Source organism: Variovorax sp. YR752, assembly GCF_943372545.1.
In genome coordinates this window covers 84,454-97,669 of sequence record NZ_CALRZC010000002.1, presented here as the reverse complement: position 1 = coordinate 97,669, position 13,216 = coordinate 84,454, and the positions used below count along the sequence as shown (strand labels likewise).

The 13,216-nt window shown below is 69.5% G+C and carries 11 protein-coding genes; 1 reads left to right on the top strand and 10 read right to left on the bottom strand.

What is annotated here, in order from left to right:
- From AAG801_RS00955 to AAG801_RS00910, 10 genes are all read right to left on the bottom strand, one after another.
- On the bottom strand, window positions 1-885 hold an 885-nt coding region (locus AAG801_RS00955), incomplete at its 3' end, for a hypothetical protein (RefSeq protein WP_341886749.1).
- A 2-nt stretch (window positions 886-887) separates the two neighbouring features.
- On the bottom strand, window positions 888-1,727 hold the full coding sequence (locus AAG801_RS00950) for an MxaS protein (RefSeq protein WP_341886748.1): 840 nt from the start codon (window positions 1,725-1,727) through the stop codon (window positions 888-890).
- 117 nt (window positions 1,728-1,844) lie between these two features.
- On the bottom strand, window positions 1,845-2,867 hold the full coding sequence (locus AAG801_RS00945) for a MoxR family ATPase (RefSeq protein WP_341886747.1): 1,023 nt from the start codon (window positions 2,865-2,867) through the stop codon (window positions 1,845-1,847).
- Between the two features lie 151 nt (window positions 2,868-3,018).
- The gene (locus tag AAG801_RS00940) at window positions 3,019-5,295 is read right to left on the bottom strand and encodes a TonB-dependent receptor (protein ID WP_341886746.1); all 2,277 of its coding nucleotides are present in this window, start codon (window positions 5,293-5,295) and stop codon (window positions 3,019-3,021) included.
- 120 nt (window positions 5,296-5,415) lie between these two features.
- Entirely contained in the window at window positions 5,416-6,057 is a 642-nt protein-coding gene (locus tag AAG801_RS00935; protein ID WP_341886745.1) for a response regulator transcription factor, read from the bottom strand.
- Between the two features lie 12 nt (window positions 6,058-6,069).
- Window positions 6,070-7,005, bottom strand: a complete 936-nt coding sequence (locus AAG801_RS00930; protein ID WP_341886754.1) for a tripartite tricarboxylate transporter substrate binding protein — start codon at window positions 7,003-7,005, stop codon at window positions 6,070-6,072.
- A 38-nt stretch (window positions 7,006-7,043) separates the two neighbouring features.
- Window positions 7,044-7,910, bottom strand: coding sequence for an ABC transporter permease (locus AAG801_RS00925; RefSeq protein WP_341886744.1), 867 nt, complete (start codon window positions 7,908-7,910; stop codon window positions 7,044-7,046).
- Window positions 7,892-9,055, bottom strand: a complete 1,164-nt coding sequence (locus tag AAG801_RS00920) for a branched-chain amino acid ABC transporter substrate-binding protein (protein WP_341886743.1) — start codon at window positions 9,053-9,055, stop codon at window positions 7,892-7,894. Before AAG801_RS00920 ends, AAG801_RS00925 begins: the two co-directional genes overlap by 19 nt.
- Window positions 9,052-10,020 (bottom strand): PQQ-dependent catabolism-associated beta-propeller protein, encoded by a 969-nt coding sequence (locus AAG801_RS00915; protein ID WP_341886742.1) that lies wholly within the window; start codon window positions 10,018-10,020, stop codon window positions 9,052-9,054. Before AAG801_RS00915 ends, AAG801_RS00920 begins: the two co-directional genes overlap by 4 nt.
- 35 nt (window positions 10,021-10,055) lie before the next feature.
- A complete protein-coding gene (locus tag AAG801_RS00910; RefSeq protein WP_341886753.1) occupies window positions 10,056-10,769 on the bottom strand; it encodes an ABC transporter ATP-binding protein in 714 nt (237 codons plus the stop codon).
- 610 nt (window positions 10,770-11,379) lie between these two features.
- On the opposite strand from AAG801_RS00910, the gene AAG801_RS00905 reads away from it, so the two are divergent.
- Entirely contained in the window at window positions 11,380-13,203 is a 1,824-nt protein-coding gene (locus AAG801_RS00905; RefSeq protein WP_341886741.1) for a methanol/ethanol family PQQ-dependent dehydrogenase, read from the top strand.
- The last annotated feature ends 13 nt before the right edge of the window (window positions 13,204-13,216 follow it).

Below are 13,216 nucleotides of genomic sequence, written 5' to 3'. Positions count from 1 at the left end.
GCGGCAGCGGCTGCACAGCACGCGAAGCCAGCGGCCATCGTCGGCGCTGCGCCGCGCACCGCCGAAGAACTGCTCGCGCGTGGTGTGCAGGAAGCGCTGCAGCTCGTCGCGCAGCGGTGCGAAGCCGGGGTGGCGCTGTACGAAGGCATCGAGGTCACGCTCGAACAGCACCTCGCCGGCGGTGCGGTTCAGGGCCCCGTGCAAGCGCACGCAGGCGTCACGCCAGGCCTCGTCGTCCGGCTGCGCCGGCAGGCGGCGCAACTGCCGCCACGCGATACCGAACGGCCGGTTGCGCGCAGCGCGCCAGGGCGGGCCCAGGTAGGCCACGGCGAGCGTGGCGATCAGCAGCAGCGCGATCGCCGCCCAGGCCACCAGCCGCGTGCGCAGCGTCGAGGTGTCGCGCAGCAGCGGCGGTCGGTCGGGCTGCAGTTCGCCGAGACCGCGGCGTGTCGGCGCCTCGACCTGCACCAGCGGCGCGATGGTCACCGGCCAGGCATCGATGCGCAGGTCTTCGCTGCGGCTCGCGCCGGCGAAGCGCAGCGCGATCGGCGCGATCTCCACCGTGCGCACCGCCGCCGGGGCGAGGAAGACCTGGTAGTCGAGGTCGAGCTCGATGCGCTGGCCGCCGCCGTCGGCGACGCTCCTGCGCTGCACCGAGCGCAGCTCGAGCGCCGTGCCGCGCGCACCCGGCCGCGGCACCGAGGCTTCGTCGAGCACCCAGCCTGCGGGTGCGTGCACGACCACGCGCCGCTGCAGGTGGTCGCCGACCTGGTAGCCGTAGGCGCGCGGCTCGCTGGCCTCGACACGCAGCACGGCATCGTCGGCACCCGCAGCAGCCACGGGCAACGCCGCGAGCATCGTCACGAACAGCAGATGGCGCCGCATCGTCAGGCCAGGAAATGCCGGGTCACCGCATCGGCGTCGAAGGCGCCCTCGATGAACAACGGCGCGAGCCGGCGGGCACCGAAGACCTTCATCAGCGCGTCGCGGCGTGCGTCGTGCGCCTCGCGCCAGCGCTGGCGCAGCGCCGGTCGCCACCACAGCCAGCGCACCGCGCCGCTCTCCGGCTCGCGCACCTGCGCCAGGCCGTGCGCCGCGCCGAGTGCGAACTCGACCGGCTGCCACAGCACCACCGGCACGACGTCGTGCGGCGCCAGGCTGTCGAGCAGCGGGTCGAGTTCGGCCAGCGGGAAGTGGAAGTCCGAGACCAGGAAGACCAGCGTGCGCCGGCGCGGCAGATGGCGGTGTGCGTCGCGCAGGCCGGCCGCCGAGCGGCCCGCCAGCGGCTCGTTGCGCAGCCGTTCGGCCAGCAAGAGGCCGGCGCCGCGGCTGCGCGTCTGCGGCTGCAGGTAGTCGGCGCGCACACGCTCGTCGCAGCCGACGAAGCCGAAGCTGTCGCCGGTCCGCCAGGCCGACCATGCCAGGCTCTCGGTGAAGTCGGCCAGCACGTCGAGCTTGCGTGTCTCGCCCTCGAAGCCCATCGAGGCGGAGAGATCCGCCACCACCGCCACCGGGATCGACTTGCGCTCCGCGTGCAGGCGCACGATCCAGCCGCCGAAGGGGTCGCGCAGGCTGGCGTGCAGGTCGAGCCGGCGCACGTCGGGCGCGTCCTGCAGCGCGGCATGGCCGCGGAATTCGAAGCCGGCCTCGCCGCTGCGGCTGCGGTGCGCGCCCGGCAGCAGGCCCGTCGCCGCGCCGGCGATGCGGTAGTGCAGCTCGCGAATCATGACGGCCCCCCGCCCGCGGCGTACCGCGGTCGGCCCCCCGCGGGGGCGCGGGCCGGCTTGGGAGCGGCCCGGCGCTCGACCCGCTGGCGCATCGAACACGTTTGCGCCCGCATGGAGTCAGGGAGCAGCCACCGCAGACAGGATCCCCGCCATCAGCCGCGGCGAGATCTCGTGGCGATGCAGTTCGAACACCGGCTGGTAGACCAGGCGGTGCGCGATGGTCTCGACGAACACCGCCTGCACGTCTTCCGGCGTGACGTAGCTGCGCCCTTCCAGCCAGGCCGCCACGCGCGCGGCGCGCAGCAGCAGGCTCATGCCGCGCGGGCTGGCGCCGGCGAGCATCAGCTGCGCGGTGTCGAGGTCGCTCAACGTGACGCCGAACGCCGCCGGCTCGGCCGTCGCGCGCCACAGCCGCAGCGCGTAGTCCTGCAGCGCGTCGGAGGCCTGCACGCTGCGCTGGATGGTGGCGGCTACCTCGTTGAGTTCGCGATGCTCGACCATCGCCGGCTGCAGCGCGCCGACGAGGCGGTCGGTGTCGTGGAAGCGCGGATCGAACATCAGCGCGCGGCGCATCGCGTCGTCGGCCGGCGGTTCGATGGTGATCTCCATCATGAAGCGATCACGCGCCGCCGAGCTGATCTCGAAGGTCTCTTCCCGCTCGACGCGGTTGCGGTCGGCGAACACCAGCAGGTGCGGGAAGTGGAACTCGCGGTTGAAGGCCGAGACGCTGCGCTCGGCCATCACGCGCAGCAGCAGCGCATGCACCTGCGGGCGGGCGCGGTTGATCTCGTTGAAGAAGAAGATCGCCAGGTCTTCGCCGTGGCGGATCAGCGGGCCGGGCTCGACCGCCGGCCGGCCCTGCTCGCTGATGTAGGTGTAGTAGATCAGGTCGTTGGGCATCAGGTCGACCGTGCCCTCGGTGCGCGCGAAGGCACCACCGAGCACCTGCGCGAAGGCGCGCAGCAGCGTGGTCTTGCCGACGCCGACGTCGCCTTGCAGCAGCACGTGGCCGCGCGCGAACACGGCGGTGTTGACCAGCCGGAGCACCCGCTGCTGGCCGATCACGGCCTGGCCCACCTCCGTCTCCAGAGAAAGGGCGCGCTGCCGCCAGTCGGCGAGCAGCGCATCGTTGCGCTCCATGCGGCGTCTCCTGTGCCTTGTTGTGCGCCGCATGGTGCCACGTTGCGGCACAGACTGCGTCGCGCGCGGCACATTGCCGGCCGCGCGCCAGCGGGCAAGCAAGACACAAGCCGCCTCCCGGCGGCCTGCGCTCAGCGCATCGGAAGGCGGATCAGAAGCTCAGCCGCACCCCGACCCAGGCGGCGCGCGGCGCGCCGGGGCCGACGAACTGCTCGTCACGCCAGTCGTCGGGCGCCAGGATCGCGCCGCTGGCATCGAAGGCGTTCTCGCCCAGCGTGCCCGAGCTGGCGTAGCGGCGGTCGAACAGGTTGGCGATCTTGCCGAACACCTCGACGTTCTTGCCGAAGCGCCAGCTGGTCGTCACGTCGACCACCGCGAAGCCGCCGACCCGCCCGGCACCGAAGAAGTCCACGCCGTCGGGCTTGTGCTTGTTGTTCTCGTTGCCGCGCACGTACTGGCCCGAATAGCCGCGCAGCTGCGCGCCGACGTTCCAGGCGTCCAGCGCTTGCCAGTCGGCGCCGAGCTTGACGCTGTGCGCCGGCAGCCCCGGCAGGCGGTTGCCCGGGCGCACCTCGATCTCGCCTTCGCCGGTGCAGGCGGCGCTGGTCTCGGCCGTGCTGTTCGGTTCGGCCACCAGGCAGGCAGAGGACTGGAAGGTCGCGCGCAGGTAGCTGTACGAGGCCGACCAGCCGAAGTTGCCGGCGCGCTGCGACAGCCCCAGCTCGAAGCCCTGGCGCTGCGTGCGGCCGAAGTTGGTGAAGTACCCGGCCGCCAGGCTGTTGCTGATGAACAGCAGGTCGTCGTTGTTGACGGTGTGGAAGACGGCGGCGTTCCACTGCAGCTGCTCGCCGAGGCGACCGCGCGCGCCGACCTCCAGCGTGCGCGACACCACCTGCTTCAGCGGCGGATCCGACTGCAGCGCATTGGGCAGCACGCAGGCGTTGGCCGGGTCGGAGCAGCCCAGCTCGATCGGGCTGGGCGCGCGGTTGCCCTGGCTGAGGTTGCCGAACACGGTCAGCGCGGGCGTGGCCTGCCAGGTCAGGCCGGCGGAGGGGTTGAACTTCTTGTAGCTGCCCTCGCCGTCCAGCGTGGTCGGCAGGCCGAAGCGGATGCGGCCGTCGTCGACCGTGGTCACGCGGGTGTTGTTGTAGCGGCCGGCCAGGGTGAGCTGCAGGTTCGGCGCCAGCGAGATCAGGTCGTGCGCGTAGACGCTGGTGGTGCGGCTCTTGCCGGAGATCATCGCGTCGAGTTCGGGATCGTCCTCGGGGATCACCGCGCGGGTGTCGTCGAGTTCGCCTTCGGCCTCGGTCTGCTCGAAGTCGCTGCGGCCGCGGTCGATCGACACACCCAGCGTCAGCTGCTGGTTCGCCAGCTTGTGCGTCGACTGCAGCGCCAGGCCCAGACTGCGCTGGTTGGTCTTGGTGCGGTTCTCGACACCGGTCTCGGTGACCGCAGGCGGATCGTAGTCGTCGTTCAGGTCGCCGTTGAGCGTGGCGGTGCGGCCGCGACGCAGGTAGGCGGTGGCCGAGAGCTGATGCGTGGCGCTGACGTCGTAGAGCGTGTTCAACGTCAGCATCGTCATCTTCGTCTTCGTCTGGTCGGGCCGCGTGTAGATCTGCGTGCGGCTGCGCTCCAGCATCGACTCCGGCAGCACGCCGTTGCCGATCAGGTCGTTGTCGGCATGGGTCAGGCTGAGCGACCAGGACAGGTCGCCGACATGTGCGCCGCCCTTGACGAACAGCTGCTGCACCTTCGAGGGCGAGTAGTCGCGCCAGCCGTCCTCGTCGAACACGCTGCCGGCGATGAACAGGTGGCCGTTCTCGCCGAGCTGCCGGCCATGCGACACCTCGCCGGAGAAGCGCTTGAAGGAGCCGGCCAGCAGCTCGACCTCGGTGCCCGGGTGGGTGTCGCCGCTCTTGGTGGTCAGCGTCAGCGCGCCGCCCAGCGTGTTCAGGCCGAACACCGGGTTCGAGCCCGGCATCATCACCAGGCCGGCCAGCGCGGCGCGCGGCACCAGGTCCCAGTTGACGACGTCGCCGAAGGGCTCGTTGATGCGCACGCCGTCCTGGAACACCGACAGGCCCTGCGGCGTGCCCAGCAGCGGGCTGGCCGTGAAGCCGCGGTAGTTGACGTCGAGCTGGTACGGGTTGCCCTGGATCTCGTTGACGTTGGCGCTGGGCATCAGCGTCGTCATCGCGTCGGGCAGGTTCAGCACCTGGGTCTGGCGCAGGCGTTGTGCGTCCAGGCTCTGCACGTTGGCCGGGATCTGGTCCTTCGGCACACCGATGCCGGGCACCGGCGTGGCGCCGATCACCTCGACGCGCGGCAGCGTCGAATCGGACTGGGCCTGGGCCAGCCCGGCGCTCAGCGCCAGGCAGGCCAGCGCAATGGGGGAATGGCGCCGCTGCGGCGCGCGGAAGTTCGGCATGGGTGTCCCTCGTGTGGTTCGATTTCGGCCTGCTCTGCGACTCGGCGGGCTTCGGCGCCGACGCTAACGATCACCCGCGCCGCACTCCAGGGAAAACTTCCCGGCACGGATCAGGGAAAGTCAGAGGGCCGAGGGTTCGATGACGCGGTGGCGGATCGCCAGGTGCGCCAGCGCGGCCGAGGTGCTCACGCCGAGCTTGTCCTTGATCGCGCTCTGGTGGTTGGACACCGTCTTTGCGCTGAGATTGAGCGCCGCCGCGCACTCGCTGGCCGACTGTCCCTGTGCGAGCAGGCGGAACACCTCGAACTCGCGGGCGCTCAGCGAGGCGAGTCGCTCGCTCTCGGACAGCGGGTCGCGCGACTTCAGCAGTTCCGCCGGCAACTCCGGGGCCAGGTAGCGTCGCCCCGCCTGCAGTGCACGCACGCCTTCGACCAGGCATTCGGGCGGGCTGGACTTGGGAATGTAGCCACGCGCACCGGCCTCGAAGGCGCGCTGCACCAGCGGCGCGCTGTCATGCATGCTGAACACCAGCACGCGCAGTGACGGATGGCGCTGCGACACACGCTGGATCAGGTCCATGCCGCCGCCGGGCATGGACAGGTCGGTGACCAGCACGTCCGGCCTTTGCTCCTGGCACGCCGCGTAGGCCGCCGCGCCGTCACCGACGTCGGCCACCACGCGGATGTCGCCGGCCTGTTCGAGCAGCCGCTGGTAGCCGGCGCGCACGACCGGATGATCGTCGGCGATCAGCACACGGATCATGCGAATCTCATTTCAGCTGCCCCCTCGCGTCAGGCCCATGCGTTCGACCACCAGCTTCTCCTTGGCGTGCTGCTCGCGCAGCCAGGCGCCGTATTCGGCCGGGCCGAGGTAGTCGAGTTCCTGGTCGTACTTGCCGATCTCGTGGATGAAGGCCGGATCGAACATCGCCTTGCGGAAGGCGTCGTGCAGCACCGTCACCACCGGCGCCGGCAGCCCGCGAGGCCCGCCCAGGCCGTACGGCGACATCGCGACGATCGGAAAGCCCAGTTCCTTCAGCGTCGGCACGCTCGGCCAGCGCGGCGAACGCTTGGCAGCGAAGGTGGCCAGCAGGCGCAGCCGACCGTTGTCGACCATCGGCGCGAAGCCGGTCGAGTTGACGCCGACCATCACCTGGCCGCTGTCCACCGCCAGCAGTTGTTCGGAGGTGCCCTTGTAGGGCACATGGATGTACTTCATGCCACGCGCGGTGAACAGTTCCTCGAGCACCACGTGCGGCGTGGTGCCGACGCCGTTGGTGGCGATGCTCAGCTCGCCCGGCCGCGCGCGGGCGAAGGCGAACAGGTCGTCGAGCGTGCGGAAGGCGCTGGATCCCTGCACCAGCACGCCGAAGGTCACGCCGGAGATCTGGATGATCGGCGTGACGTCGCGGATCGGGTCCCACAACACCTTCTGCGTGTACACGGCTCGCAGCACCGGCTGCGGGATCTGCGCGATGGTGTAGCCGTCGGGTTCGGCCTGCTGCAGGATGGGCATCGCCATCGTGCCGGCGGCACCCGGGCGGTTCTCCACCACCACGCGCTGGCCGAGGTGGCTCCCGGCGATGTCGGCGAGCAGCCGCATCGTGATGTCGGTGGCGCCACCGGCCGGCCAGGGCACCCACAGCGTGATCGGCCGGGCAGTGGGGAACGGCTGGCTGGCGTGCGTGGGCACGGCAGCGAGCGCAGCCATCGCCGCGAACCACTCGCGGCGCGTCCAGCGCGGCGCGGTCATGGGCTTCCCCCAGGGCCGCGCTTGGTGAGTCCGCCGAAGCCGCGCTGAGGGTCGTATCCCCAGCAGGCGAAGCCGAAGAACACCAGCAGGCAGCCGAGCACGACCCACGGCGCCAGGCCGGGGTCCTTGCCGTACCAGGCAAAGCGGATCCACTCGACCGCGTGCGTGAACGGGTTGAAGCGGGCCAGCTGGTAGACCCACTCGGCGCCCGACTCCTGCAGCTTCCACAGCGGGTACAGCGCGGTGGAGATGAAGTACATCGGGAAGATGACGAAGTTCATCGTGCCGGCGAAGTTCTCCAGCTGCTTGATGTGCACCGACAGCAGCAGGCCGAGCGCGCCGAGCATCAGTGCGCCGGCCAGCAGCGCCACCAGCGCGTGCAGCGTGGTCCAGCTCAGCACCGGCAGCTCGGTGCCGAGCAGCAGCGCGACGACCACGAAGGCCAGCGCCTGCAGCACCGACAGCAGTGCCGTCGCGCACAGCTTGCAGAACAGCAGCCAGGACCGCGGCAACGGCGCCGTGAGCAGCAGCCGCATCAAGCCCATCTCGCGGTCGTAGACCATCGCCAGCGACGACTGCATGCCGTTGAACAGAAGCACCATGCCGACCAGCCCGGGCACGATGTAGACGTCGTAGGGGATGTAGGTGTCGTAGGGCTCGACGATGGCCACGCCGAAGACGTTGCGGAAGCCCGCGGCGAACACCGCCAGCCACAGCAGCGGCCGCACCAGCGCGGAGACGAGGCGGCCGGTCTGCTGCGAGAACTTCAGCAGCTCGCGTAGCACGATCGCACGCAGCGCCTGCAGCGCATGCGGCAGGCCGCGGCGCACGCCGGCAGCAGGGTTCAGCGCGCTTGCTTGCACAGCTTCTCCGGCGCATCGGCGCCCAGGGTGTCCAGCACGTTGGTGGGATGCAGCAGCCCTTCGATCGGCGCCTGCGAGATCACGCCCTGCCCGTCGGTCAGCAGCAGGGTCTGGCGCAGCTGGCCATCCCAGGGGCGGAAGGTCATGCCCACGCCCTTGGAGCCGTCCACCGGCGTCTTCGCGATGGCCTGCGCCCAGGCGGCTGCGGGGCCCTTGGGCGCCGCCACCGCCGCGCCGACCAGCGCCTTGCCGGCCATCCAGGCCGACCAGTCGTGCGCCGTCATCGGCCGCTTCGTGGCCTTCATGAAGCGGCGCGACACCTGCGGCGCGCCGAAGCGCTCGAACTGCGCATGCCAGGCCACGGCGACGAGCCCGGCGTCGCCGACCACCGGCCGCGGCAGCACGGTGCGGTACGGCAGCGTGCGCGCGAACTCGCCGTCGCTGTCGACCACCCACACCGCGTCGTACTGCGCGCCGGCGGTCAGCAGCAGCGGGTTGGCGAGGTCGCGCTCGCGCGGGTCGGCCGACATCTTGAACGGCTTGCTGCCGGCCACTTTCAGACCATAGCGCTTCATCGAGGCCTGCACGGTGGCGGCACGCTGCTGGTCGGCCGGGCTGGGCCCGATCAGCAGCAGCACGTTGCTCCACTTGCGCGACACCAGCGTCTGCGCCAGCGCGTCGCTGCGCATGCGCTCGCTCGGGATCAGGTGGAACAGCCGCGCACGGCAGTCCTGCGCGCGCAGCCGGTCGGCCGGCTCGCTGAGGTTGAGCACCGGGATCTTCACCGCATCGGTGATCGCGAGCTGCCAGTCGGCCGGCAGGTCGGCCAGCAGCACCGCGGCGCCGGCCTTCTCGGCCGCCAGGGCGGCCGCCCTGGCGGCCTCCAGCGTCGCCGCCGGCTTGCTGTCCAGAACCACTTTGGCGCCGACGGCTTCGAGCTCGAACTGGCCCTCCTCAAGCGCCATCTTCGCGCCGTCCTCGGCCGGGCCGGTCGGGTGGCCGAGGTAGGCGCGCTCGGCGCGCGAGCGCTCCAGCCGGGCATCGTCGGCCGGATGAAGCAGCGTGGCCTTCAGCACCTGCGCCGTCGCCGGGCCTGCGGCGAGCGCCAGTGCCAGCGGCACGAAGAGGATCGCGAAACGCCTCATTCGACGATCACCACGCCGTAGGGAACGCGCCCGACCGGGATGCTCTTGACCGCCCTGGCGCCGGCCACGTCGACCACGGTGACGTCGTCGCTCATGCCGTTGACCACCCACAACCGTGCCTCGGCCTTGTCGAGCGTGACGTTCCAGGCGCGCTTGCCGACCAGCACCAGGTCGGTCACCTTGCGGCCGGGCACGTCGACGAAGGCGACGTGGTTGGCCTTGCCCAGCGAGACGAAGGCACGCTTGCCGTCCTTCGTCATGGTGATGCCCACCGGCGAGATGTCCTCCGCGCGGGCGCCCTTGACGGTGAACTTGATCGTGCCGATGACACTGTGGTCGGCGGTCGAGACGATGCTGACGCTGGCGTCGAGCTCGTTGGTCACCCACAGTTCCTTGCCGTCCGGCGTGATCGCCATGCGGCGCGGCCGCTTGCCGACCTTGACGTTCTTCACCACCTTCGCGCCGGCCACGTCGATCACGTGGACCATGCTGGCCACCTCGGAGGTCACGTACAGCGTCTTGCCGTCGGCGCTGAGCTTGACGCCCTCGGGTTCCTGGCCGACCTTGATCGACTGCAGCACCTTGCCGCTGGCGGCATCGACGAAGCTGGCCTCGGCTTCGTCCTCGTTGGAGACATAGATCGTCTTGCCGTCGGGCGAGATGTCGAAGGCCTCCGGCTCGTCGCCCAGCGGCACCCGGCGCACCGACTTGCCGGTGGCCGGGTCGATCACGTCGGCGGCGTTGGAGTCGGTGCAGGCGACCATCAGCTTGCCGTCGGGCAGGCGCTGGATGTGGCGGCCGCGCTTGCAGGTCGGAATCGTGCCCTTGACGGCCAGCGTCTGCGTGTCGATCAGCGTCAGCGCGTCGTCCTTCTCGCTGCTGACGTAGGCCGTGCCCTGCGCGGCGGCGGCGCCGACGGCCAGCGCCAGGCAGAGCGTCGTCAGGATGCGGGGGGCGAGGGTCATGCGTCGGTCTCCTTGCGGCTTGTTGTTGGTCAATATCACTGTGTGCGGGCAATGAAGCCGGCCTCGAGCGTGGCTTCGCCGAGAGACTCGGTCACCGCGGGCCGGCTGCCGTCGGCCAGCAACTTGCCCTTGTGCAGCACGAGGACGCGGTCGGCGCCTTCGGTCTCCTCGACCCAGTGCGTCGCCCACAGCACGCAGACGCCACGCTCGCGCACGTCGGCATGCAGCGCGGCGAGCAGGTCCTGGCGCGACTTCGGGTCCAGCCCGACGGTGGCCTCGTCCATCAGCAGCACGGCCGGTTGGTGCAGATTGGCCCGCACCAGTTCCACCTTTCTGCGATTCCCGCCAGACAGCTCACGCACCTTTCGGTCCATCTGCCCCTCCAGCCCGAAGCGCGCGCAGCCCGACTCGATGCGTTCACGCGCCAGCGCGCCGGGCAGGCCGTGCAGGTCGGCCTGGAACTGCAGGTTGCGGCGGATGCTCAGGTCCAGGTCCAGCGAGATCTGCTGGAACACCACGCCGATGTGGCGCAGCGCCGCCGAGCCGGCATGGCGCAGCGAGTGGCCGGCCACCTCGACGTCACCTTCGTCGGCGGCGAACAGGCCGGTAAGCACCTGGAACAGTGTGGACTTGCCCGCGCCGTTGGGGCCAAGCAGCGCGACGAAGCTGCCCGCGCAGAGTTCGAGCGTCAGCTGGTCGAGGGCGGCATGCTTGCCATAGCGTTTGGTCAGGCCGGTCGTGCGCAGCACGGCGGCCTTGGCGTTGATCGTCATCGAAAGGGTCGGGCCTCGGGTTCGGGGTTCGGCGCATTCATGGGTCATTGCGAGCAAGGGATGGACCCGCCCGTCAGGCGCCGCCATTGAACGGGGACACGCCACACGACCGCAAGGCGGTGGATTCCCGCGCTTGATTTTTACATCCGCCACGGCGAGCGACCGCGCCCGCATCGATCGATGTCAACGATGCTCCGCATCGATGAAACACTCTGTGCCGGCAGCGATGCCACGGATTCGGCGCACCTTGTTCGCGGCGCTTTGCATCGCGCGTCGCACGTCAACGAAACGCGCCACCGAACCCCGTGGTTTCCCTATCAGGATGATCCCTGGAGCTCCCGCGCAGCGGCTGCCGACGCGGCACATTTGTACGCGTCGGATACGCCCGACGGTCAGCCGTGGTCTGTGCTGGCGCGTTCAAGTCCACAACCGCCGCGGCGATGCGAGTCGAATCGGTGGCAGGCCGGAAAAGCAGGCGCAGAAATTGCGGTTGCGCCGGTCGCCGAGCTCTCGAAATCGCGCGGGGGTGGGTTCATTGGGTTGATCCGCGCGAACGGACTCCGGTCACTTCAACAAGGAGACATCGATGCGAATTTCAGGGCAATCCCGCAGGCTGGCTTGGTCGGCCTTGGGTCTGGCGGCATCTCTCGCTGTTCCGGGTGTGGCGCTTGCCAACGCGGACGTCGAGAAGAACATCGCCAACTCCAAGAACTGGGCGATGCAGGCTGGTGACATGTACAACCAGCGCTACAGCAAGCTGAACCAGATCAACAAGGGCAACGTCGGCAAGATGCAGGTCGCGTGGACCTTCTCCACCGGCGTGCTGCGCGGCCACGAAGGCTCGCCCCTGGTGATCGACGGCATGATGTACCTGCACTCGCCGTTCCCGAACAAGGTCTTCGCGATCAATCTCGACACCCAGAAGATCGTCTGGAAGTACGAGCCGAAGCAGGACCCGGCGGTCATTCCGCAGATGTGCTGCGACACGGTCAACCGCGGGCTGGCCTATGCCGAAGGCAAGGTCATCCTGCAGCAGGCCGACTCGAACCTGATCGCGCTGGACGCCAAGACCGGCAAGCTGATCTGGTCGGTCAAGAACGGCGACCCGAAGCTCGGCGCGGTGAACACCAACGCGCCGCACGTCTTCAAGGACAAGGTCATCACCGGCATCTCCGGCGGCGAGTGGGGTGTGCGCGGCTTCCTGGCAGCGTACAACCTGTCCGACGGCAAGCTGGCCTGGAAGGGCTACAGCGTCGGTCCCGACGCCGAGATGCTGATCGACCCGGCCAAGACCACCACCTGGACGGACGGCGCGGTCAAGCCCGTCGGCCCGGACTCTTCGCTGAAGACCTGGAAGGGCGACCAGTGGAAGATCGGCGGCGGCACGACCTGGGGCTGGTACAGCTACGACAAGGCGCTGAACGCGGTGTTCTACGGCACCGGCAACCCGTCGACCTGGAACCCGGCGCAGCGCCCTGGCGACAACAAGTGGTCCATGTCCATCTGGTCGCGTGACGTCGACACCGGCAAGGTCAACTGGGTCTACCAGATGACGCCGTTCGACGAGTGGGACTTCGACGGCATCAACGAGATGATCCTCGCGGACATCCCGGTGAAGGGCAAGCCGACCAAGGCGCTGGTCCACTTCGACCGCAACGGCTTCGCGTACACGCTGGATCGCACCAACGGTGCGCTGCTCGTGGCCGAGAAGTACGACCCGAAGGTGAACTGGGCGACGCACGTCGACATGAAGACCGGCCGTCCGCAAGTGGTGGCGAAGTACTCGACCGCGCAGAACGGTCCTGACGTCAACACCAAGGGCATCTGCCCGGCGGCGCTCGGCTCGAAGGACCAGCAACCCGCCTCGTTCGACCCGAACACCGGCCTGTTCTACGTGCCGACGAACCACGTCTGCATGGACTACGAGCCGTTCAAGGTCGAGTACACCGCGGGCCAGCCGTATGTGGGTGCCACGCTGTCGATGTTCCCGGCACCGGGAAGCCACGGCGGCATGGGCAACTACATCACCTGGGACGCCGGCACCGGCAAGATCGTCCAGAGCAAGCCCGAGAAGTTCTCGGTGTGGAGCGGCTCGCTCAACACCGCGGGCGGCCTGAGCTGCTACGGCACGCTGGAAGGCTACTTCAAGTGCGTCGATGCGAAGGACATCACCAAGGAGCTGTACAAGTTCCGCACCCCGTCCGGCATCATCGGCAACGTGTTCACCTATGAGCACAAGGGCAAGCAGTACATGGGCGTGTTCTCTGGCATTGGCGGCTGGGCCGGCATCGGCATGGCGGCTGGCCTCGAGAAGGACACCGATGGCCTGGGCGCCGTGGGCGGCTACAAGGAACTGAACCAGTACACCGACCTGGGCGGTTCGTTGACCGTGTTCGCGCTGCCGAACTGATCGCGAAAAAACC